At 65.1% G+C, this 23,628-nt stretch carries 17 protein-coding genes and 1 pseudogene; 5 read left to right on the top strand and 13 right to left on the bottom strand.

Going from position 1 to position 23,628, the window contains the following annotated elements; genetic code table 11:
• Window positions 1-324 precede the first annotated feature (324 nt).
• A complete protein-coding gene (locus ORI60_RS17870; protein ID WP_266038550.1) occupies window positions 325-1,326 on the top strand; it encodes an HNH endonuclease in 1,002 nt (333 codons plus the stop codon).
• A gap of 481 nt (window positions 1,327-1,807) precedes the next feature.
• Here the strand turns inward: ORI60_RS17870 and ORI60_RS17865 are convergent, their stop codons facing one another.
• A complete protein-coding gene (locus tag ORI60_RS17865) occupies window positions 1,808-2,095 on the bottom strand; it encodes an IS3 family transposase (protein ID WP_266038549.1) in 288 nt (95 codons plus the stop codon).
• 32 nt (window positions 2,096-2,127) lie between these two features.
• Between ORI60_RS17865 and ORI60_RS17860 the strand changes: the two genes are divergently transcribed.
• Window positions 2,128-3,420: a hypothetical protein gene (locus ORI60_RS17860; RefSeq protein WP_266038548.1), complete on the top strand. Its 1,293-nt coding sequence runs from the start codon at window positions 2,128-2,130 to the stop codon at window positions 3,418-3,420.
• A 778-nt stretch (window positions 3,421-4,198) separates the two neighbouring features.
• On the opposite strand, the gene ORI60_RS17855 is transcribed toward ORI60_RS17860, so the two are convergent.
• From ORI60_RS17855 to ORI60_RS17835, 5 genes and pseudogenes are all read right to left on the bottom strand, one after another.
• Window positions 4,199-6,892, bottom strand: a complete 2,694-nt coding sequence (locus ORI60_RS17855; protein ID WP_266038547.1) for an HNH endonuclease signature motif containing protein — start codon at window positions 6,890-6,892, stop codon at window positions 4,199-4,201.
• A gap of 218 nt (window positions 6,893-7,110) precedes the next feature.
• Window positions 7,111-7,239: pseudogene (locus ORI60_RS17850) on the bottom strand (IS630 family transposase); the annotation flags it as partial.
• 206 nt (window positions 7,240-7,445) lie between these two features.
• Window positions 7,446-8,390: a hypothetical protein gene (locus ORI60_RS17845; protein WP_323055919.1), complete on the bottom strand. Its 945-nt coding sequence runs from the start codon at window positions 8,388-8,390 to the stop codon at window positions 7,446-7,448.
• A gap of 143 nt (window positions 8,391-8,533) precedes the next feature.
• Entirely contained in the window at window positions 8,534-11,443 is a 2,910-nt protein-coding gene (locus ORI60_RS17840) for a hypothetical protein (protein WP_266038545.1), read from the bottom strand.
• A 109-nt stretch (window positions 11,444-11,552) separates the two neighbouring features.
• Window positions 11,553-12,149, bottom strand: a complete 597-nt coding sequence (locus tag ORI60_RS17835) for a helix-turn-helix domain-containing protein (RefSeq protein ID WP_266038544.1) — start codon at window positions 12,147-12,149, stop codon at window positions 11,553-11,555.
• A 190-nt stretch (window positions 12,150-12,339) separates the two neighbouring features.
• On the opposite strand from ORI60_RS17835, the gene ORI60_RS17830 reads away from it, so the two are divergent.
• Window positions 12,340-14,913: a tetratricopeptide repeat protein gene (locus tag ORI60_RS17830; RefSeq protein ID WP_266038543.1), complete on the top strand. Its 2,574-nt coding sequence runs from the start codon at window positions 12,340-12,342 to the stop codon at window positions 14,911-14,913.
• Between the two features lie 139 nt (window positions 14,914-15,052).
• Here the strand turns inward: ORI60_RS17830 and ORI60_RS17825 are convergent, their stop codons facing one another.
• The 4 genes from ORI60_RS17825 to ORI60_RS17810 are packed head-to-tail and all read right to left on the bottom strand — an operon-like array spanning window position 15,053 to window position 18,222.
• The gene (locus ORI60_RS17825; RefSeq protein WP_266038542.1) at window positions 15,053-15,361 is read right to left on the bottom strand and encodes a hypothetical protein; all 309 of its coding nucleotides are present in this window, start codon (window positions 15,359-15,361) and stop codon (window positions 15,053-15,055) included.
• Between the two features lie 25 nt (window positions 15,362-15,386).
• Window positions 15,387-15,896, bottom strand: a complete 510-nt coding sequence (locus ORI60_RS17820) for an SIR2 family protein (protein WP_266038541.1) — start codon at window positions 15,894-15,896, stop codon at window positions 15,387-15,389.
• A complete protein-coding gene (locus ORI60_RS17815) occupies window positions 15,863-17,809 on the bottom strand; it encodes an esterase/lipase family protein (RefSeq protein WP_266038540.1) in 1,947 nt (648 codons plus the stop codon). Before ORI60_RS17815 ends, ORI60_RS17820 begins: the two co-directional genes overlap by 34 nt.
• Window positions 17,806-18,222: a hypothetical protein gene (locus tag ORI60_RS17810; RefSeq protein WP_266038539.1), complete on the bottom strand. Its 417-nt coding sequence runs from the start codon at window positions 18,220-18,222 to the stop codon at window positions 17,806-17,808. Before ORI60_RS17810 ends, ORI60_RS17815 begins: the two co-directional genes overlap by 4 nt.
• A gap of 353 nt (window positions 18,223-18,575) precedes the next feature.
• Between ORI60_RS17810 and ORI60_RS17805 the strand changes: the two genes are divergently transcribed.
• Window positions 18,576-20,276 carry a CHAP domain-containing protein gene (locus ORI60_RS17805; protein WP_266038538.1) on the top strand — a complete coding sequence of 567 codons (1,701 nt, stop codon included), beginning with the start codon at window positions 18,576-18,578 and terminating at the stop codon, window positions 20,274-20,276.
• 67 nt (window positions 20,277-20,343) lie between these two features.
• Window positions 20,344-21,375 carry an NAD-dependent epimerase/dehydratase family protein gene (locus ORI60_RS17800; protein ID WP_266038900.1) on the top strand — a complete coding sequence of 344 codons (1,032 nt, stop codon included), beginning with the start codon at window positions 20,344-20,346 and terminating at the stop codon, window positions 21,373-21,375.
• On the opposite strand, the gene ORI60_RS17795 is transcribed toward ORI60_RS17800, so the two are convergent.
• Genes ORI60_RS17795 through ORI60_RS17785 form a run of 3 tightly spaced genes read right to left on the bottom strand, consistent with a single transcriptional unit; the run spans window position 21,323 to window position 23,561 of the window.
• On the bottom strand, window positions 21,323-22,168 hold the full coding sequence (locus tag ORI60_RS17795; protein ID WP_266038536.1) for an NAD(P)-dependent oxidoreductase: 846 nt from the start codon (window positions 22,166-22,168) through the stop codon (window positions 21,323-21,325). The genes ORI60_RS17800 and ORI60_RS17795 overlap by 53 nt on opposite strands.
• Complete coding sequence (locus ORI60_RS17790) at window positions 22,165-22,773, bottom strand: sulfotransferase family protein (protein WP_266038534.1); 609 nt, start codon at window positions 22,771-22,773, stop codon at window positions 22,165-22,167. Before ORI60_RS17790 ends, ORI60_RS17795 begins: the two co-directional genes overlap by 4 nt.
• A 44-nt stretch (window positions 22,774-22,817) precedes the next feature.
• Window positions 22,818-23,561 (bottom strand): glycosyltransferase domain-containing protein, encoded by a 744-nt coding sequence (locus tag ORI60_RS17785; RefSeq protein ID WP_266038532.1) that lies wholly within the window; start codon window positions 23,559-23,561, stop codon window positions 22,818-22,820.
• Window positions 23,562-23,628: the final 67 nt, after the last annotated feature.

Raw genomic sequence — 23,628 nt, 5'->3', positions numbered from 1 at the left:
CTCAAGGCGCGCCTGGAGGAGGTCGCCATGCGCGTGGCTCACGGCTCCGTTCCCGCCTGGATCGACCCGATGCTCGGCTCCACGGTCGCTTCCCCGGTGTCGAGGGCGATTGGCTCGGCGTCGTGAGCTACGAGATCGACTACGCCGCCGGGACAAGCCGTACCTGGTCGATCAGCTGGTGCCGTTCCACGTACTCCGAAAGCTCTAGCCGTCCTGGCGATCCCGATCGGCTCTGACGCGCGACGTTAGGCCGATCGGGTTACCTCCAGATTCCTGCACGCATGCATCGTTGTCACGTGATCAACTCTTTGCGAGGCTGATCGGATGCCCGACGATCTGTCGTACTGGGACTGGCGCGACGCGTTGCTGATGCACCCGGAAGGACGCGCGAAGGGTGGCGAGCCCTGCGTCAAGTGCTCGGAACCGGTCCCGGCCAACGCGCATTGGAAGCATCGAGACCGGCATGTCTGCGGTACGCGCTGCAACTCCAACCTGGGTCGACAGATCAACCGACTCATCAAGAACACCGGCGACCTGGATCTACACGGCCGCGAACTCGGTGCTCCCGCGAAGATGACGAATCCGCGGACGAGCGGTCCGCGGATCTTCCGCACGATCAACGGGCAGGAACCACCGTTCGAGTGGGAAGGGTTCGGTGTCCGCCAAGGAGATCTGGTTGAGCGCTATGGCGTCCTGGTCGGGTACGCGTTGCTCAGTCGCGCCACCGAGGAGGCGTGGCCGAACTGGTGGCCGGACCACGTGCTGATCGCAATGGAGCTGCGGAGCAGACAACAGTTCATCTGCGGCGCCACCGCCGATTGGGACCTCACGCGCCTGCAGATCGGCTACTTCGGGCCGCAAGGCGAGCCACGCAACGAGGCGACGTTCACGAGCGGCGGCCAGCTGCTCCGATGGCATTGGGAACGCATCCGCGACGTCACCCCAGACGGCCAGGAGTTCAACTGGGAAGCGTTGGTCGCTGCGCCCGCCGACTCGCCGTACCGCGGCGACTGGTGGTCGCCGGCACGTACCGCGTTGAGCGAGAAGCGCAAGCGCGAGACGTCCACGAAGTCTCGGCACGCGCGACGGGTCAGGCTCGAAGACGCTGTCGTCGAGCGGTTCGATCCTGAGGAGATCTATGAGCGGGACGGGTGGGTCTGCCAGCTGTGCCTCCGGCCCGTGGACCGCACGCTGGCGTGGCCGCATCCCGAGAGCAAGAGCCTCGACCACGTGTTGCCACTCGTGGCGGGTGGCAACCACTGTCGCGCCAATACACAGCTCGCCCACTGGCTGTGCAATGTCCGAAAAGGCGCGCGGACGACTTGAGCGTGAACTCCGAAGGGCCGAGGTCCAGTAGTTCCTCGTAGAACCCGCCGATCTCCTTGTCCCGGTCGACGAGGTCGATCTCCAGGATCCAGTGGCAGATCTGGCCGTTGCGGTCGGTGCGGCGCATCAGCTGGTCGTTACCGGGGGCGATGTACGAGGCGATCTTGGCGCCGTCGGTGGTCTCGTGCGGGAACTGGTCGATCAGGTGGCCGCTGTACGCCCCGCCGAACTCCCTGTGGGGTGCCAAAACACGGCCCGATAGACCTGACCTGCGCATCAAGCCGCTACAGGTTCGTACTCGTTGATCAAGCCGCGTGCGCCACGTGGCGCCTTGTTGTATCCCCGGTTCAGCCGGGAGGAACTCGGAGGATGGTTCTTGGGTCCGATGGCTTACCTGGAGCCGAAATGCGAAGGGGACAAGAGCATGCCAGGAAAGCAGCGGTCGCGCCCAGGTGAGCTTCCCCGATAACCGAGGCGGTTGTTACCTGACTGCGGTCGGTGATGCCGGGATGGTAGTCGGTTCCGTTCGGGTGGTGTGCCAGGCGGTTTCGTACTCGTCGGGGCTGAGCCAGCCGAGGTCCTTCTGGATGCGTTCGGTGTTGTAGAACCCGTCGATATAGCGGAAGAGCTCGTTCTCGGCCTCGTCGCGGGTGCGCCAGGAGCGGCGATCCCACCCGATCGGTTCGTCGCCACCCCGGCGCTTTGATGAGCAGAAGCCGGAGGGGTATGGCATCCTGCTCAGCTGACCTCCGGTCGGCACGGCCGCCACAGCCGGCAGCGGACACGTTGAGGAGAAAGCCTGTGATCGCTCCCACCATGGAGGAGCTGCGCGCACCCGACGAGCGCACACAGCACTGCACCCCCTTCGGCTTGGGTATCACTCACATGCTCACGCCGGAAGCTGCCCTGGCCTATCAGCACACGTTGCTGACCGGCACCGACTTGGTCGACGAGGTCGCCGAGGGCACTCGCCAACACTTCGAGGCCCTGCGCACTCTCTACCTCTACGGCGTGCTGCGGTATGAGTTCTTCACCCTCGCCGGAGACACCGCGCGCCTAGTCGTCGAGCACGCTCTGCGCGACCGGTTCCTGGCCTTCTACGAACACCGCATCGTCCAGGTACACGCTTCCAGCGGGCTGGAACGTACCGTGGACGCGTCCACGTTCGACCAAGTGCTGGCCGCCTTCAAGCAGCGGCGCACTCCATGGCGGCTCAAGCTAGCCGCGCCCGGCAAGCCGATGGTGTTCGACGGCATGTTGAGCGCCTTGTGGGAGTGGGCACGACGGGAAGGGCTTCTGCCCGGCCAGCGGGCCAGAAGCATGCAGCGTGTACAGGTCTCGCTGCGCAACATAGTCGCGCACCCTTCCGGATATCACCTTGGAACTCCTGGCGACGCGGCACGGGTCATCCGCGACCTGGCCGAGATCATCAACTGCCTATGGGGCGTTCGGACTCCCGGTGGGCGTCTGCACCCCGCGCCCGTGCACAGGTCGGTGCTGCTCATCGCCTGGGACAACACCGGACGAGTGGAAATCGGCGGCGACGACTACAAGCCAACCGGGAAGATGGCACCAGATTCGACCTGCGTACTCGTGCGCGCGGTAGCCGAGGACCTCGAGCAGTTGCTCGGATACGACCCTCGGTTCGAGTCCACACACCGTCCAGTGCAACTGCTATGGGGACCTGGTTCCATCGACCATGCGCATGCTTGGACCCAGACGCACCAGCCCGAGGGCGACAAGGCCGACATGCTCGACCGCCACTTTGCGATTCGTCACCACGGTGACCACATCGACCCGCCCCGCAGCACTGCGGTGACCGCCGGACTGCCCACCGACCGGCGCAGCGGCACCTGGTTCCTCGTCAAAGCCGACGACCCGCTCAGTGCGTTCAACCACATCCGAAACCAGACTGACCGCACCAGCGCCTGCGCACGCCGCGGCGAATGCCGCAACTGCCCAACCCATACCGTCGCCCAGGGCGACTGGCGCACGATCCTCCAATACGCCGCCCACATCGGACTCGACACCGCTCCCCTGACACCGCCAGAGGTCCAGGTGCCCTCGTTTCTTCCTCCCTGGACCGACTCCTGAACGAAGTTCACACAGGTGCGGTTCGCCTCGCTGTCCCGTCGGCCAGCGAGCACGCCGGCCGACGGGACGGAGCAGTTCCTAGATCTAAAGCGGGCGATCCGACACCCTTTCCGAGAACACGCTCCACTGCGGCCACGACCTTCTCACGACCAGTCATGCGCAGGGAGCCACAGCGCGGCGACGGCGGGCAGACGGCGAGGTAGGCAAAGCGGACCAGTACGACCGCGATCATGCCGGATGATGATCGGCAACTCGCAGATGCCCGCTGACCTGCACGGACGTGTTTCTCGGCACGCACAGCGCTCTCGCATTCAGACACGTAACCGCCGCGTCAACGCGGCCAGCACCGCGCGATCAGCCCAATCCAACCTCTGATGCCGATAGCCACAACACAACACCGCGACCTCGTGCACAACACCGAGCAACTCGACGTCCTTGGCCGACGAGGACCGGCCGATCAGAACCAGCCAGCCACCAGCTGAACAAAGACGAGGCATAGCAGTCGCAGCGCCACGCCCACGATCATGCTGTCAGGCCATCAACGTGGTCACCTCAGCTCAACGGGCAAGTGCAGAGTTTCGGCACCCCACAAGCGACCAGTCACACTCCACAGTGGAAGTACGGCGCCCATACTGTCGGCTGGCGACGCCCACGCAGGTCTCGGAGTATTTCGTGCAGTGACTCAGCGCCCCGGTGAACACCGAGGGGTCTGCTGCACGAGTAGGTGACACTGTCACCTATCGGTGCAGCAGACCCATGCGCCTCGGCATCAACCTGTCTACCAGCGCTCCTTGAGCCAACCGACAGCCGCGAGATCGCGAGCCAACCATTCGTAAGCGACGGTCGTTGCGGCGCAGGAGTCGTGCAACGGCAGATCGATGTCCTGGACAACGTGCTGCTTGAACGCGGCACGCGTGATCTGCTGGCGATCGCGTCCGAACTCCCAGAAGGTTTGGTCATCGCGGCTGGTGATCAGTCGCATGTGGACCGGCGGGCTTTCGTTGTCTGCGGACGTCGGCGTGGGATCGAGAAGGAGTCGCAGCTCGACAGCGGTTGCGTCTTCGTCCTCAGCGAATCTGCCTACCAGGCCGTCGACTCGAAGCGGCATCATGCTGTACAGGCCCAGCGCGTCGCCAAACGTCGGAAAGTTCTGCTCCACGAGTTGCCGATAGCCGACCAACGCCTCACGCACCACTGCCGTGGCCAAGGTCAAAGTGAGCTCTGGCGAGTATCCCTGCCAGACCCACCTTCCGCGATGATCTATGTCCCCTTCTGGCCAAGGCGCCGCCAGCACGTCGCTCTCCTCGGTCGCGAGCTGGGCGGACAACCACCGGATGTCATCATCACCATCGACTTCGCGACCACTGCTCGAGCCCCACCTCATCAACTGTGCCGCGTCCGCTCGTTCCTTCCAAGCAGCAACCGTTTCCCGGAGCTCGGCTACGTTGATGAACCGGCTCGGTCTGCCGCGACCGTGGTCGACCACGAACTTCCCGAGCCAGAACGTGCGTTCACGCGCGAGCCACGAATTCGGCGGCACCTGCAACTTCCGGCGTGTGATCGTGGTGTTCAGCTCCCTCTGCAGGCTGTCCTGCGCAAGCTGCCAACGCCCGAAGTCCGCCGTCGGAAAACTGAAATTGGTCGATCGATGCCATCCCTGGGATAGGTGCGCGCGAGGTTCGGCGAGCCTGATCACTTCCGGAGGCGGCACTCTGTCACGGGCGCGGGCGAGCGTGAACCGGCCGCCTTTCAGCCAGGCGCCCCACTGCGTCAATTGCCCGTCACGATGGCGAGCGAGTCGATGCGCGAGCGGGCCGATCCCTTGGAGCAAGGCCTTCTCCGCGTCACGGAGCCACAGACCAGCCCTGATCGCAAGATCAGGCTCCACCGCGCCGCCTGTGACGTCGCGGCGTCGGAGCAAGGCCGCGATCGCCTCCTCGGGCGGTCCCTCCAGCGACTGGTGCTCCTTGGAGGCGATCTCACCGAGCACCCAGAACGCGGCGGCCGGGTTCACCCTCGCGAGGGTCGTCAGCAGTTCCTCCTGCCGACGCGGTGCCGCAGTTGTGACGGCGAAGGCCAGTGCATATCGCCATCGGGGAAACGCTCGCGCCCCAGCTGCGTCGTTCAAGCTCACCAGTCCCAACGCGATAGCCTGGGAAGCGAAGTACTGCTCGAACACAGGCAGCGCGAACGTCAGTTGGCGTCCGTCATGGACGACGAGACCAGTCTCTATGAGCCGGCGCACCCGTGGCGGCGGTCCGAACCGACGGCCTTCGGCGAGGTACGGCTCCTCCAGGACGGCGACAGCAAGCCTGGCGAGATCGTTCCACGTGTCGTCGGAGACATCTTTGCCGTGTGATTCCAGGACTTGAGTAGCAAGATCTGCGAGAAGCTGAGATCTCGTCACCTTGGTGTCCCGACCGGCATGTACACGGGCAGCCAGTGCCAAGGCGGTCAACGGGCTCGTCAAGAGATCAGACGTCTCGGCGGTCCACAAGCGGTGAGGAACGTAGTCGCCGAGCGCGAGTTCAACAAGGGCCGCCCCGCGGTCGACAGTCCATCGCGGAACGACAATCTTCTCCTTGTCCCCCAACGGAATACCTGGACGCGTGGTGGCGAGAATGCTGACTTGGGGCCACACTTGCACCAGTTGCCGTGCTTCGCTCAAGATGCCTGAGGCTTCTGCGATCGACACGCCGTCGAGCTCGTCGACGACGACGCGACAGCGACGCACCGGATCCCCACCCAGGTTATCCGCGATCGACTGCTCCAGTACGTCTACTACCGTGCGAGCGGTGAAGTACTGAGGGAGCTCGTGTTCAGGATCATCGGCGGCTGTCTGCAGGCCGTCCTCCCACCAGCGAAGTGCCTGCTCCGATTTCCCTGCACCGAGCGGTGCCACGAGCACTCGGACGCTGCCGGCCGGGACGTCCACAATCGGATCGTCAAGGCCCTTCATCCAGGCCAGCACTGCATCCAACCGCTCCTCCGGCACGAACGGAATCAAGCGATCCACCCGCCGAGCACGCGCCTTGCGGGCAGCGATATCCAATGCATCCGCTCGACTCCGCATCCGGAGACCGGACTGCACCACGCCCCTCGCTACTTCCGAAAGGAACCGGATGACCTGGGAGAGCTGGTGATCGGCAAGTTCGAGTCCAGTCCCCCCGGCGGTCTGAAGCCGTTTCCAGTCGAGGAGTTCATCGATGGAATAGGTCGACTCGTGGTCGTCCACAGGCTTATGGTGCACACCGCACAACAGCAATAGGTTCTCTTCGGAGTTGACCTTTCTGTAGCCGGGTACATGCCTTGGGCCTTTGAACGACTCAGACCTGATGTGCGCGATCTGGGCAACGACGGAGACGCGGCCACGATCTTCGAAGATCAGCTGTTGACCACAGCCTGGGTAGGCGCACCTGTTCGCACGGCCGAACAGAATCTTGAGCGTTCGCTCCTGGTATGTGCGCCCCACGGCAGCACCCTAGCCTTCCCACAGCCAGGCACAGCGACAACACGGCCCTTTGGAATGGTGCAGGGTGATTCGCGTGATCCGGACGCCCTCACAACTCGTGCGATCGCGGGCCTCTCAGCCAAGGACCTACCTCCCGAGCCGGAGAAGGCGCGAACCGCCAGCACCGATGTCAGCAGGGATAAGATCGCAGCGCGACCCGATCGCGCAGCGCAATTCGACGACCGGGTCGACCAGTGCGTGGCGGTGGCCGGGGCCGACTCCAGCGTCGCGGTGATGACCGCCTCGACCTGATCATCGGTGATCGTGCGCGGACGACCCGGACGTGCCTCGTCCAACAGGCCATCCCACTGGTCGATCCGCGTGTCGCCACGCCAGCTACGTGGGACGAGGTCCGTGGTTACACCAACCCGAAGCAGTTGATGTTCACTGCCGAAGAGGTGGTCGATCGGGTTGCGCTACTGGGTGTCCTCCCTCGTACCGGTCGAACACATTCGACCCCCTGTCTTTGGGCATTGACGTTGTTCTGGCTCAACTGTCCGCAGGTAGGAAACCGTCAGCGGAACGCGTCACCTAGCCGGTAGGTCAGAGCCACACCTTCAGGCCAGCCAACGCGAACGAACGCCTCGAGCAACGAATGAATCGCGGTTAGCAGATCGGCGTTCGAGGTCAGGTGGTCGCGGAACTCAGCGAGGTACCGTTCGATGAGCCCGATGACCACGTCTGACGCCATCGGGTCGTAGGTGTAGGCGTCACCAGACCTTACGTAGTCCTGAACCAGCCGCAGAGCCCGAGCAGGATCCACCGGCGCCAGATGCGACAGTGTACGAACAGCGTGATGCACGGTCGAGGGGCTCTTGAAACCGGTCAGCAGAGCCAACGCTGCGAACACCTCGCGGGCGAACCCGGGATCAGGGTCCCGCGCCGGCTCGTCACCGTTCGTGTGCGCTCCTGACGCGAAGTAGATCTCAGAGACCAACGCATCCGCACACCTGTGCACGTTCCGGGCTGTCGGGTCCGCATTACGCGACTGCTCAAGCGCCGCCGCACCAAGCTTCAGCAAATCGAACGCACGAGCACGTTCTTGGGCCCGGTAGTCACCGAGCTCCAGCCATGGCCGCAACTGGTCCGCCGCCTGTCCCGCCGCATCGGTGTCGGATGGAGACCTGAACCAACTGTCAGCAAGTGCAGTCGCAGTGGGCGTCCGCCACCGCAAAGCCAGATATAGAACCAGATCGCATAGCAGCTCGATACGATCGTCGTGACCTTCGTGGGTTCTCGTCTGCAGCACAGTCCGCCAGTGCTCGACATCGAGCACCGCACTGAGCACGGTGTCGATTTTCTCGTGGGAGGAGTCCTGGAACCTCGCAATCTGCCGAATCAACACAGCCGCCACCTCACGGTGCGGCTCAGCGAGCAATCGGGTCTGGAGAAGTTCTAGGCTTTCCACCTCGCCGTCACCGAGGAAGACCAAGCTATGTGCGGCGTACCACCGGATCACAGGGTCCTCGTCAGCTACGGCGTCCAGCAGGCGTCGCCTGATCTCGTCGCCGTACTCCGACGACCGCCACTCCGCGCGGCACTGTAGGTTGACGAGTCCCGATATCGCTCTGCGACGCGGTGTAGGAGACCAAGTCATCATCGCTACTTCAACGCTCCGTCCTCGGGAGACTCCGTCTCTGCTGCGGCCAGGCAGAGCTTGACGACCAGCTCGCCCAGCGGTGTGCCTGGATCCGGTCGACGATGCGTGACCAGCAGATCGGCCGCCCAGATGACGAGGCTCGCAGTGCGCTCATCCGGCCCGTCGTGGACCGTGCGCCACAACTCGGCCTCCAGCGCGCCAACCGCGGACGGATCCGCATCCTCGACGCTGGCCGCATCGATTGCTTGTCTGAGCGGGTCGTCGACCACCTGTTCAGGCAACGGAACGGCTGCTTCATCAGCGTCGACGACGGTGGGCGGGAGTGGCTCGGCGATCACGATCAGCTCGGCAATCCTGTCCGCAATGTCCGCCGGAAGATCCCGGATCGCCGCGTCGACAACGTGACGCTCCGATGGGGAGAGCCGTGGTACTGCGGCCCGCACGAGTGCGCAGGCGGACTCGCGCGTGCCCGAGTGGATGAACAGCCCGCCAGCCAGCAACGTTGGAACGAACGCGCGGCCGATTACGTCGAAGTTTTCCGCGGCCGCGTGCAGAACTCCGCTCCATGCCTCGGGGTGCCTGATCAATCGCACCATGGCTGCCACGAGTCGGTCAGCATCGGAACCGGACAACTTGCTCGCGCGCATGGCCTCCGCGAAAGCGTCCACCAACGCCGGAGACTCCCGGGCAACGGTATGCCTCAGCGACCCAACCACCACGTCGATACGACCGCTGGCCGTCGCTACCTCCACCGGATAAGACGAAGCGGGCGTGAGCACATACGGAGCCTCGGCAGTGGTCGCGGCGGCCAGTACCGGAACTGCTCGCTCGAGTCCCACCACTGCGATGTAGGCCTCGAACTTCCGTCCGATCAGCCACTTCACGTGCCCGATATCCTGGTTTCGCGTGCTCGTGATCGCCACAACGCCTCGCAACACCGACGTGATCTCCTCGCTGTTGTCATGCAGACGCCAGGACGACAGCAGCACGTCCTCTGCCAACTGGGCATCCGTCGTAGCGATCAGCGCGACGTTGTCTACGTAGAACTCGAGGTAGCGCGTGAGCCACCCGCTTATGACCTCTGGGGCGAGAGTCCGTCGTAGGACGTTCGCCGGTTCAGGACTCACTCCCAAGGCCCTGGGCAGGTAGCGGGCCACCTGCTGCCCGTACCACTCCCGTTCGGCAGGCTGTTGCAGCGAGGCCGTCATCAACTGGACCAGGAACAACGCCCGCTCCTCGGCCCCGGAGACGCCCGGCCCCAGCGGATCCAGATCATCCAGGGCGTGCATCAGCCGGAGAGACTGGCTCGCGAGGTCATGGTCGAATTCGTCGGCAAGGCTCGTGCCGGCGGTGGCCAGGATCGAGGCCCACAGGGCCAATACGCCACGAACACGCTTCTTCACCCTGTCCTCGGCAGCACTCATCACTCCCGCGATCCAGCCGATGATCGCGCAGTACGCAGGACCGGCCGGTAGCTCGATCAGCCATCGCAGGTCTTCGCCACGACGTGTTTCGCGCACCAGCACGGATGCGGCCGCGAGGCCAGCGATGCTGTGACCTGCTTCGGCCAAGCCGATCACCACCTCCGCGAACACCTGCCGGGTGCGGTCGGCGTGCCACACGGCGGCCAGGTGGAGGTCGATGCTGGGACGCGCGACCAACACGAGGTTCGGATCGCCGTCGAGCGCATCGCGAAGCCGTGACCGGTCGCCCTCCGCTAGCAGCAGCGCCGCGACGGCGTAGTCGAACAGGACGTGGTGGGAGAACACGAGCATGTCTGCTCCTCCCAGCGCCAGCCGCGCCGGGCTCTCCCTCAGCACGCCGTCACGCAGTACCGCTCGCCGGGCGGCAAGCGACGATTCCGGGATGATCGACGACCGCACCCGCAACGCGCGCTGCCTCACCATCTCCTGGCTCACCGCACCCAATACTCGGCCGCGTTCCTCACCGTCCGGCTGGTCCAGCACCCGCCTGCGCCAGTACCGCTGCAACAGGTCGAGCCGATCGCGTGCAGCCACCGGTTCGGCGGACGGAAGCAGCTGACACGCGAGCCTGAGGTTGAACGGGTTCCTGATTAGCTGGAGGAAGTCCTCGTCGGCGTACTCGACGAGAGCCCGGACAGTGGCATCCTCAAGCGCCAGCCGTTCGAGGTCTTCCGCAGCGAAGTCGCCGAGAACGACGTGCCTGACATCGCGGAGCTCAGGGTCGCGTCGTGCGCGACGTGCAGAGATCGGCACCCCGGCGAACGCATTGCGCCACACCTGGGCATAGCGAAGATCGAAGCTGCGCATCGTCGCGATAGTCCGCCAGCGAGACCCATTCAAATCGCCGACGAGGTTCGCCAGCCAGGTGAGCGAACCCTGCCTCGACGCGTCCAGCCCGTCGATTAGCAGCGTGCCCCGCTCTTCACTCTGCCAGCCGTTGAGCACCTCAAGTGCAGGGCGCGTCAGTGTCACGTCACCACGCACCGCCCCAGCTGCCTCGCCTAGGGTCTCCACCGTCAGCAAAACGACGTCCTCGCCACGTTGCCGCAGGGACTCCGCGATCCCGTACAACGCACCCGACTTGCCACTTCCGGGCTCCCCAGTGATCACAAAGCTGCGCTCAGTACGGAGCAGCTCTTCCAGCTCCGCGCGGTCCACTCGGGATCGGCCAACACCGCGAGCAGGAAGGCCACTATGGTCCGCCAAGGCTCGCAGATTGGCTTCGGTGACATCGCGCAACGTCTCAACGTCGTCCCGGCCGTTCTCGGAGGGCACGGCGCGGGCCGTAAGTGCGCCGATGAGAAGTGTGAGTGCGACGACCACGAACCAAGTCCATGGCTTGCTGTCGGAATCGGTGGCCAGGTTGATGAACACACCCGCGGCACTGGCCAGTACCGCGGAAACCAATCCCCACAACCATCTGCGCACCGTTGGGTCGCACCTCCCCCAGCACGACGTGCCGACGACTACTCCTTCGGCAGCAGATCAGCATGTGTTACCACGAATGCCGACAAGTGCGGACGACCATATCAACGGGTCAGCTGCAACCGCTCGAGCAGCCGAACACGCTCTGGTAGCCGTGAGCACGCTTCTTCGCATTGACGGCGTCTGTCCTCGGAATAACGGTCGTCCGACGCGGGGCCGGATCGGCGCCAGCGGTCTTGGGGATCTCCCACACCGTCGAAGCGGCGATCGCGACACCGAGCAGCGCGAGTTCACCGTGGATACGTCGATACCCCCACGACGGGTTCTCGGCCGCCAGGCGCAGGACGAGGCGTCTGATCGAAGCGACAGTGCGCGGGCGTCTGGGCGCCCGGTTCACGCTCACGCGAGCGTGGCGCCGCTTGATCAGGTCGCGATGCCACCTCAGCACCGTGTCCGGGCTGACCAACAGCCGAAGCCGGCGCAGCGACGCGCGGGCCAAGGGTACGAGCAAGGCTGCGAGCAAAGCCCTGTCCTCAGGCCACAACCGTGGGCGCTCATCGCCGAATTGCCTGCGCAGGCCCGCGAGTTGGTGGCGTAACGCGAGGATCTCCACGTCCTTCTCCCGATCGGTCATGCGCAAGAGCCACAGCGCGGCAAAGGCTTGAGAGACGGCAAGGTAGGCGAAGCGGACCAGCACGGCCGCGATCATGCCCGAAGATGATTCGGCAACATGTCGATGCCTGCTGACCTGCCCGGACGTAGTTCTCGGCACGCACAGGCCCCCGGAGTCACACTCTGCGGCATTGGCATGTGCGTTGGTCCGTTCGGGGCGTAGAGGCGCGTTGATAGACGTTGCTGGTGACGTCGCGGTGCACCATCGCACGATGCGTAGGTGGGTCATGGTGATCCTGGCCGGTGTGGCCGTGCTAGCTGTTGGCGGAGTGATGCTGGCAGTCGGGTTGGACACCGCGGACAAGATCGGCAGCGTCGTCGGTGCTGTGTGCGGCATGGTTGGCCTCGGCATGTCGGCCTATGGATTGGTCGTGGCGCGTTCTGCGGACCGACAGACGGCACCGGGGGCGCACACCTCCGTGACGAACTCGGCATCTGGTTCAAGCGTCACGGGTGGCGTCACCCAGGTCGGTTCGGTCAGCCGCGACTTGGTGATGGGTGGGATGAGCATCAGTGGCGCAAACCCGGTGGTCGCAGGACCGGGCAGCACCATCATCGGCCGCGTGGAACCGGTAGGGCCGCACACGTCGGCTGTGGCGGCCGAGCCGTTGCCTCCTCCAGCGGTTGAGCTGTGTATAGGGCGCAACGAGCAGATTCACGCGGTGTCCAGGGCATGGAGGACCGGTCAGTGGGCTGTCGTAACTGGTGGACCGGGGATTGGTAAGTCCACGCTGCTGGGCCGCGCGATCGGTCTGGATGTGATCGTCACGGCGTTCGGGGAACGCAGGTTTGTGGTGTCTTGCGATGGCGCCAATGCTCCAGGTGCAGTGATCGACAAGATGGCGACGGCGCTGGGTGTTGGCCTGGGTGAGCACTTGCGGAACCGAGTGGTGTCATTCCTGCGTGCTGCGCCTTGCGCGCTCGTGCTGGACAACTTCGAGACCGTAACCGATGCCGATCCGGCGGGGGCTGCAGAGTTGCTGTCGACACTGCGCGCAGTCCCAGGTCTTGTTGCAGGGATCGGATCACGTGGCGCACATGTACCCGCAGGCCTTGTCGGACTACGTGAGATCAACCTGGGCCCACTGCCCCAGGAAGCCGCAGTGGACGTATTCGTGGCTGTCGCAGACGAGCACCATCGTGCCGATCCCGCATTGGAAGCGTTGATGGCGGATTTGGACGGGGTGCCGTTGGCCATCGTGCTGATGGCCTCTCTCGCCCGCTCAGAGTCTCGCCTGGACACCCTGGCCGCGGCGTGGCGTTCCAAACGCACCGACCTTCTTCAACACAGTGCTAATTCCGACCGGACATCCAGCCTGCCGGTGTCGATTGAACTGTCCTGGGACCAGCTGAGCCCAGACGGGCACACAGCACTGTCACTGGCCGCGCTTCTGCCCGATGGCTGGCCCCACAACAAGGCCGGGATGTACCTGCCGGACGAACTGGCGGCCGGAGTGATTGAACTCAGCCATCGGGCACTACTGCATGACGACGAACTCCGGCAACGATGCCTGGCCCCCCTACGCCAACACGTCCTCGCACGACACCCACCCGGCCCCGCACAAGTCGGTTTGCTCACCGCGCAAGTCCACAGGCTCACCTCGCGCGCCGTACAGGTGGGCCGTGTGGGAGGCGCTGAAGCCGCAAAAGACGTTGCTCCTGAACTGACCAACCTGACCGAAATCATCCGAGCCGGACTTCCCAGCACATCCGACCTGGGCGACGCGGTGCCCGACCTACTGGAATTCCAACGCTTGACAGGCCTCGGAGATGACCAGATCGGCGTAGCCGCACTCGCTCATGCCAAGTCACCAACTTCCCGTGCAAGACAAGCCAGTGCGCTCGCTCAGCTCTACCTCCGCCGCAGCAACAACGAGCAGGCGCGTGGGCTGTTCAACCAGGCACTACCCCTCTACCAGCGCATCGGCTCAGTCCTGGGCGAAGCCAACTGCCTGAATAATCTCGGCCGGCTGGCGTTCCGCGAGTCCGACAACGAGCAAGCCCGTGGACTGTTCAACCAGGCACTACCCCTCTACCAGCGCGTCGGCGACGTCTTGGGCGAAGCCAACTGCCTGATCAACCTCGGCCGGCTGGCGTTCCGCGAGTCCGACAACGAGCAAGCCCGTGGGCTGTTCAACCAGGCACTACCCCTCTACCAGCGCGTCGGCGACGTCTTGGGTGAAGCCAACTGCCTGATCAACCTCGGCGAGCTGGCGTTCCGCGAGTCCGACAACGAGCAAGCCCGTGGGCTGTTCAACCAGGCACTACCCCTCTCCCAGCGCATCGGCTCAGTCTTGGGCGAAGCCAACTGCCTGATCAACCTCGGCGAGCTGGCGTTCCGCGAGTCCGACAACGAGCAAGCCCGTGGGCTGTTCAACCAGGCACTACCCCTCTCCCAGCGCGTTGGCGACGTCTTGGGCGAAGCCAACTGCCTGAGCAACCTCGGCCGGCTGGCGTTCAGCGAGTCCGACAACGAGCAAGCCCGTGGACTGTTCAACCAGGCACTACCCCTCTACCAGCGCATCGGCTCAGTCTTGGGCGAAGCCAACTGCCTGATCAATCTCGGCCGGCTGGCGTTCCGCGAGTCCGACAACGAGCAAGCCCGTGGGCTGTTCAACCAGGCACTACCCCTCTACCAGCGCCTTCAAGATCGACACTCGGCAGCAATCACACACGCGTGGCTCGCACGCACCACAGATAACGAACAGCACACCGAGCACAAGAGTCAGATGGAACGACTGGCCACTGAGCTAAACCTGCCAGACTTCCACGAATCGCTTCGCACCATCGCCGAGGGATGATCCCGAAGTTCCATCGTGCGGCGTTTGGATACAGACCCTGTAAGTCGCCGAACTGCACTAACACATACGCAACGTTCCTGCGTCCCGTGACTGTCCCGCGCTCGACGACACCACGCCAAGGGAGATTAATCAACGGTAGCTACTTGCCAGTCGGATCAGGCTCGACCGCAGCTCCGGGCTTAGGTTTGGTGGTAGCCAGCAAGCCTGACGCCTCTGTTACATCTGCGGCTAGTTCCACTACGTCGCCACCGTACGCATCGTGGTTGACGACACGCAGCACCAGGCAAAACGACGTCAGTGCACCGTACTGGGAGTACAGCGAATCTTGCTGCTCCACCAGGTATTGCGCTGCCGCGCGGTTGGTGACAGCAGATTGACCACAGACTAGGAACAGCGGGTGGTGTTTGCCTGGGACTACGACGCGGGCCAACAGCACGTACTCCGACACGCCCTGTTCACGAGTGAAAGCTCGGTCACCCACGCCGCAGTGCCAGTCCCTTCGGATCCTCCTCATAGGACGCCTGAGAGACACCCGGCAATAGCCAACGCAGGTGTGCAGCGGTGCGATGGTTCGACGACGGACCACCTACGCAAAACTCGACCTGATCTCCGACACCCTCAACAACAGCTGTGTGCAGCGCGATCTTGATGGCTGCCTGCGAGGCCATGTAGTCCTTCTCGCTCAGCACGACGTCCGTGGCCTCACCAGCCCGATTCGGCACGAACCCGTGCAGGTGCAGGATCTGACCGGGTTCGACGTGGTCGGCGATCTCGAAGTCAGGATGCGGGTCCCGCAACTCGATCACCGAGGTCCGCAGCTCGACCGGGGGCAGTCCGCGCCGCTTCCGGTTCTGCGCCAGCACACCGGCTTCCTCTTCGATGAACTCGTCGTAGTTCGTGGTGACCACACAACAACTCTTGCCGTGGTCAGCCAACGCGGCCGCGAGCTTCACCACCGCCGTCGCCAACGCCCCTGCCGCCACGCCCGCCCCTCGTAGAGAAAGCCCCGGATGTCGTTGCCCAGCTCGCCCTGCCAGCCGTCCGACCGGTTCGAGTAGAGCTGGATGACGATCGACCCGGCCTGCAACGGCGTGTTCGTGGCCATGATCGCCCGGCAGGCCTCATCACTGTCCTTGTGCTTGCGCAGCAACTTCTGCACGAGCGCGGGCCACGACAACCCCGTGCGGTCGATCGTGACACCCGCGCCGGCGTAGATCACGAGCGACTGCTGGTCGGCGACGCGTTCGATCAGGGTGTAGGTCTCGGGATCGTTGAAGAACGGGTCGGCACTGCGCGAGAAGGTCATGCGGTCCCTCCTCTGGGCGGCGTCCTTCCACAGCAGACGTTTGATCGCATTGGCGCGATGTTCGTTACGCCGCACCGATTCCACGTCGGACGGCTCAGTGCCGCACTGCCCGGCACCACACCTACTCCGGCGGCTGCATTCCAGAGCACAGCTCGTACGCCCTCGCGAACTCCATCGTCCCCACCCGCACGTCTTCCACGGTCCCGGTCGGCTCGCCGGACAGGAAACCCAGCGTGCCCGACGTGCCGGTGACCGTGACGAAGTAGCCGCTGACGCTGTAGCCCTCCTCCATCGGACTGCCCGCGTACGCCTGACGGACCGCGGCGAAGGTGCTGCCCACCCGACCTCGCGCTCGGTCTTCCCGCCACGCGGGATCCGTACGCCCAGCACCCGGCCAGAGCGGTTGAGCAACGCGAACACGTCCTGCGGTGCCGGCCCCTGGAGGTAGGTGCACACGCCACTCGTGCGCTGGGTCAGCGCCACCTTGCTCGCTTTGATGGCTTCGGCGGCGGTCATGCCGAGCTTGATCCCGTCGTAGCCGTCGGCGAGGACCGCCCGCTTCACCGGAGTGGCGGCCTGGGACACGGCGGCGACCAGGCGGGTGAGCACCTTCTCGTCGCCGAGCTGGTTGCTGTGCGAGCAGGGCGCGAACTTCGTCGCTTCGAGCAGGTACGCGATGGCGGTGGGGGAAAGCTCTTCCTCCTGGAGCGCGGGCAGGGTGAGGAGGTCCGCGGCCGCCACGGTCCCGGCCCGGCCGCCGAACGCCACGGAGAGGGCACGGCCGAGCACGCCGTGGTCCACCCGGCAGCTCTCGCTGGCCGTAACGGTCTTCGCACCCAGTGGAGTGCCCGGACCGGAACGCGCGTAGCCGAGTGCCGAGCTGACGGGCACGATCCCGTCGCTGGACAGAGGAAGCGAGTACAGGCGGAACCCGAACAGGTTCCGGTCGATGGACACGTCACCGGCGATCTGAGTGACGCGCGTGGCCGCCGGAAGCCAGGGCGGCAGATCCCCGCAGCCTGACACCAACGGTGCGCCGTCGGCGTGCTTCGCCAGGCACGTCGCACCCGTCGCGTCGCCTGCCTTCGGTACCTCGCGCCCCTGGGCGTGCGCCGATGCGTAGCCCGTGGCCAGTCCGGTGCCACCCCAGGGCGAGCCGAGTGCCGGCGTGCCCACGGTGATTACCTCCGACACCACGTCACTCTGACCGCGCAACGCGTACCGGATCGCCAGCCCGCCCATCGAGTGCGCGACCACGACGACCTTGCCGTCACCACCGTTGTTCCGGTGGACCTCGGCCACGCTGGCGACGAACGCGGCGAGGCACCCGGCTATCGAGTCGTCCGATGCCCAGAACATCGCCCGGGCCCGGTAGTCGAAGGTGAAGGTGGAGACGCGCGAACCGAGCCGTTGCTCCAGCACGCCGGCGACCGGCGCCATCGGGTCGCCCATCCACCCGTGCACCAGGACCACGGGCCTGCGGTCGGCGGGCACGTCGCCTGTTCGTTCCACGCAGGAGGGCGCCGCGACCGCCCCTCCCCACGCGATCGGCAGCAGGCTGAGCACGACCGCCAGCACCACCGCTCTCACAACGCCTCCGTGCTGCTGATCTTCCACGCCTCGCCGACCAGGACGAGGTAGACCGTCCACATGGGACTCCCACCGCGCAGCGCCGTCACTTTCGCTGTGCCGTCACCGTTGTCCTGGAACGAACTCACGTCGAACGTCAGCGGCGCCAGCGTGGCGAACTGCGCCACGGCGGCCGATTCGATCTGCTGCCCGTCCGCCACCGCGACCACCGCGCGCAACCGCTTCTCGTCGCCGCTCGTCAGCTCCGTGGTCAGGAACGCCGCCTGCTGCTCGGAAAGCGTCGGCGCGGCGGGAGCCGAGGACGTGGGAGGCGGTGAGGCCTGCGGTGGAGCGGACCGCACGAAGTACAGCGTCAGCGCCGTCGCGGCGCCCACCACCACGACAACGAGCGCGATCCAGGCTCGTCTCGACATGACCGGCGTGTCGCAGGCGGGCGCGGGCACGTTACCCGGATGTCCACTTTTGTTCCTGTATCGGGTTTTCGGTTGGGCGGTTCGTGTGGACTCGCGGTCTCATCGCTAACCGATGGGCTCGGCGCCGCGACAGTTCCCCTGTCGTTCCACGGAAAGAGGAGCCGGTTGTGCGGATTGCTCATGTCCTGCGAAGACGTTTCGCTTTGTTGGCGGTGCTCGCGGTGGTGCTGGCCGGTTTCACGGCTCCGGCGTCAGCGGCGTCGACCACGTTGTGCACCGGCTACGGCGGTTGTGCCGCGGTCAACCGCAGCGACTCCGGGTACAGCGCGAACAGCAGCACTTCCTACTGGGGCATGACCCCCGGCCACAACTGCACCAACTACGCCGCGTACCGGCTGTCCCGCAACGGCGCGGACGCGAGTTACCTGCGGGGCCACGGCAACGCCAACCAGTGGGCGTCCCGCGCCCGCCAGTTCGGCGTTGCGGTGAACCAGACACCGGCCGTCGGCTCGATCGCCTGGTGGGGCACCGGCGCGGGCCACGTCGCGTACGTCGAAGAAGTCGGCGCCGGTTTCATCATCGTCTCCGAGGACAACTACCCGATCGCCGGCAGCAGCGGCGAATTCCACTGGAAGAGGCTCACTCCGGGCGACCGCTACCCGGCGGAGTTCATCCACTTCAAGGACGTCACCCCCACTCCACCGCCACCACCGAACAACCCGCCGAGCGATACCGACGGCGACGGGGTGCCGGACGCGATCGACAGATGCCCGCTCGTACCCGGCAAGACCAACAACCGCGGCTGCCCCACCGACGAGCACACCGTCTCCGGATACTTCTACGGCAACGACGACAAACTCGACGTGGTGTCGTTCTACGACTACGGCGACGACAGCCTGGGCGCCTGGACCTTCCCCGGCACCGCGACCGGCACCGGCCCAGCCGTGCACCTCTGGCGCACACCGGTAGGCACGTGGAACTGGAGCAGCGCCGTATTCGTGGCCGGCGACTTCGCCGACAACGACGGAAAGACCGACGTCATCGGCTTCTACGACTACGGCAACGACGAAATGGGCGCGTGGCTGTTCCGCGGCACCGGCAACGGCCTGGAACGGGAACGCCTGCTCTGGCGCACCGGCCCAGGACGCTGGAACATGCTCAACGGCCGCACGTTCCTGGTAGGCGACTTCGCGGGCAACGACGACCAGGACGACGTCCTCGCTCTGTACAACTACGGCGGCGACGACATGGGCGTGTGGTCTATGCACGGCAACGGAAAAGGCGTAGACCCACAAACGTTCAACTGGCGCACAGGCCCGGGCATGTGGAACATGAAGAGCTCCAAATTCGTCGCGGGCGAGTTCACCGGCACCCCAGGCACAGACCTGGTCGCGTTCTACGACTACGGCAACGACGACCTCGGCACCTGGCTCTTCCCCGGCAGCGGCGACGGAATCGGCCAGGGCCGCATCTCCTGGCGCAGCGGCCAAGGCACCTGGCGACACCAGTCGGCCTACTACCTGGCAGGCGACTTCGGCGACGACAACCTGACCGACGTGGTCGCACTGTACGACTACGGAAGCGACGAACTGGCACAGTGGTCGTTCCGCGGCAACGGAAACGGCGTGGACCAGCAAACCTTCCGCTGGCGCACCGGCCCAGGCATGTGGAACCCCAGCAGCAGCAAGTGGGTGGTCACCAGCGGGTCCGAACTGACCGCGTTCTACAACTACGGCAACGACGACCTCGGCGCATGGCAACTGCCCAGCGCCAACGGCGGCGGGCACACCGAGGTTCCTGTGGCGTACCGGCGTCGGCATGTGGAACTGGACCGCGATGTAAGTGCCAGGCCAAGGTGCCGTGCAACCTGCATCCATACGGGTTGCACGGCACTAACCCAAACCATGCTCGCTTGTCCAGCCCATAGCCGACTGTCTGCACCGTTTCCACACCTGCCGCCGGTTCGCCTCGATCACGCGCCTGTTCCGCGTTCAGCCAGAAGGCCCACGACGGCAAATGTCCGAGTCCCTAACATCGACAGTCGGAGGCCGTAGGACGACCTTTCGACACGGGTCCCCCGCGGGGCCTGCCACCTGTCGGTTCCGACAGTTCGTCGCCACGATGGCGGTTCGCCGAACGAAATGCCCGGAAGGAGCAAGCTTGTCTCCTCGACGAGCGGTTGTGGTGGGTGGAGCAGGTTTTCTGGGGTCTCACCTGTGTGAGCGGCTATTGCTGGACGGCATGGAGGTGGTCTGCGTCGACAACCACGTCACCAGCTCACCCGAGAACGTCGCGCATCTGCGCGAGAGGGGAGCTTTCACCGAACTGCGGCAGGACATCACGTCACCGATCGACATCCCAGGCGACGTCGACGTGGTGTTGCACTTCGCTTCACCGGCGTCGCCCACCGACTACCTCCGTCTCCCCGTCGAGACACTCGAAACCGGCGCGGTAGGGACCCAGCGCACACTTGATCTCGCGCGGGAGAAAGGTGCGAGGTACGTGCTGGCCTCGTCTTCCGAGGTCTACGGCGATCCTGAAGAGCATCCGCAGCGCGAGGACTACTGGGGAAGGGTCAACCCCGTGGGGCCGCGCAGCGTCTACAACGAGGCCAAGCGGTTCGCGGAAGCGCTGACGTCGGCATACCGGCGCACCCGTGAGGTCAACAGCGCGATACTGCGGATCTTCAACACGTACGGGCCGCGGATGAGGCCGAGCGACGGTCGCATGGTCCCCACCTTCATATGCCAGGCACTGACGTCACAACCGTTGACCGTCGCAGGCGACGGCAGCCAGACGAGGTCCGTGTGCCACGTCGACGACCTGGTCGAGGCAGTGGTGCGGACGATCGAGACGGATGTCGCCGGCCCGATCAACATCGGTGGCACGGAGGAGATGTCGGTGCTCGACCTGGCGAACAGGATCAGAGAACTCGCAGGTTCGGCCTCGACCGTGGAATACGTACCGAGGCCGGTCGACGACCCCTCGCTGCGCCGCCCGGACATCTCACTGGCGAGCAAACTCCTCGACTGGGAGCCGAGGATCGGGCTGGACGCGGGGCTCAGGCGAACCATCGACTGGTACCGCGAATCGGACGGGATCAAGCACCTCGCGGCTCCGGACCCGTCGCGATCGCCCGAATCACCGCACTGATGTCACGCTCTTGGTCAGCGTGTTCGGACAACTGTCGCAACGCCCCGCCCACCACACCGGCTTCGAGCGCCCCCGCCTCGAGGACGAGCCTCAGGCTCTCCACCGCCAGCCGCGCGTCGAACACGACGGGCGAGGCGGGATCCTCGATCCGGCCGCGCAATCCGCCGACCAGTTTCCCCAGCGCCGTTCGCGCGAGTGCGTCGAACGCGCTGTCGCGGTCCACGTCGAGTACACGGGCAAGGCCGAGCGACTCACCGAGCGCGACGATCGCGGTGAGGTTGGCGAGGTTCACGACGAGCTTCATGGCCGCACCGGCTCCCAGGGGCCCGCAGTGCTCGACCTGGCCCAGCACGGCCAGGACGTCCTGACACCGTGCGACTTCGTCCTGACTTCCGCCCACGAAGATGTGCAGCTCGCCGGCGTTGACCTGAGGGATGCTCCCCAGCACCGGCGCGTCGATCAGGCCGACCTGCGAAGGCAGTGTCCGCCGCAACGACCGCACCGCGTCGGGACCCGTGGTGGACATTTCCACGACCGTCGTGCCGGCATCGACCTTGAGCGGACCGAGGACCTCGGCGACAGCGCGCCTGTCGCTCAACATCGTGATCACCAGGTCTCGACCGGTCACCGCGTCCTGTGCGGAGGTGGCGACCGTCAACGGCGCGCTCGCCGCAATCGTCGCCGCCCGGTGCGCGGTGCGGTTCCAGACGGCGAGGTCATGTCCTGCCTTTGCGAGCCGTTCCGCCATCGGCGCACCCATTCGTCCGAGGCCGAGGAACCCGATTCGAGTCATGGTCCGGTACCTTTCGGTTCATCTCGTTGGCTGGCCGCGTTGACGTGCGGAAAGTCTTCATCCGGTTGCCCGGCGTCCAGGAACGGGCACAGCCGAGCCCAGCCTTCGCCGGCACAGATGTCGATTTCCAGTAGGTCATCAGGACGAACGGCGAAGTACTCGCACACGCCTCGAACATGGGAGTCGTAAGCGTCACCGAAGGAGACGGCGTCGAAGTCCTCGACGCCGTAGACCGCTCGGTTGACCCGGTTCACGTAGGTGGACTCCCCTACGTCCATACGCTGTAACAGGGGACGCAGAATCTCGCGCCAGTAGACCTCGCACGAAGACAGCCACGCCCTTCTGTCCCGCGTGGTGAGGATGAAGCGACTGCCTGGATACGCTCGGTCCAACGCCCGGTACGCGGCACTGACCGGCGTGTCGGTGAGAGCATCCCTGTTCCTGAGCAGCGCCAGCCTCAGTCGATCCACCGGTGCTTCGAGAAATCGGGTCAGTTCCGCCCGTGACACGTCGTCATCCGGGAAGTGCTCCGTCGCGAATCCGAGCCACTGAAGCGCGCGGGTGAGACTCAGGGTCCCGGTTCTGCTGAGCCCGATGCCGAACACCTTTCGCGGGCTGCCGCTCGCGTCCCGGGAAGCGGGCCTCATCGTCATCGGTCCTCGTCGAACCGAACGAAGATCGAACAGTTCACGTCGATCTTCAGGCACGGATGACGCTGACGGTGCATCTCACGCCAGGCAAGTTGATCATCGAAGCCCGTGTCCGTTCTGCACCATGGTTCACCTGCCTCGATCCCGTGCACGATCTGCTCCAGACAGCGGCGTACCTCCGCCGTCTTGCCGATGTAGCTCGCGTTGAGGTGGCGGTGCGCCCACGACGCATCGCGGTACACGTCGGCCTCGAACCGCTCGTGCTCCCGTGAGGGTGGCCAGTCAGTGGCGGTGCAGCCGAAGAGAATCTCCGCCGAGGTGGCGTGAAATCGTTCAAGGATCATCTGCGGGCCGTCGAGAATCAGCGTGTCGAACGCATCAAGGCACATCACGTTCTCAGCCGGCTCGGCCGACTCGAGGTAGTCACGCACCAGGGTGATCTTGTGCTCCCACGACCAATCGCGCACGGTACGGCCGAGCACGACAACGGTGATGCCGAGATGGGCCCCGCACCTCTCCAGGAGTGATTCCCTGCCACTGGCGTTGTACGTGATCACGGTGAGTCTCGGATCGTCCTGAAAGGACTTCCCCAGCGACGCGTCGGCGAAGAACGAAAGCTGCGCCTGTTCCCACTCGACATGGACTGGATTGTCCCGCCTTCGCAGGGGGCCAGGACAATGAAGAACGACAGCGTCCGTGGTCAGACCGTACTGTTGCCGGCGCCGTAGATCGTTGCTCTGCAAGGGCCACGCTCCTGAAGGTCCGACAATCGGTTCTAGTCGTCAAGAGCGGCCGCAGTCAACCGTTCCC

Origin of the sequence: Lentzea sp. NEAU-D7, assembly GCF_026242055.1 — a bacterium.
Classification (GTDB): Bacteria; Actinomycetota; Actinomycetes; order Mycobacteriales; family Pseudonocardiaceae; genus Lentzea.
This window is presented reverse-complemented; position numbering and strand designations above follow the sequence as displayed.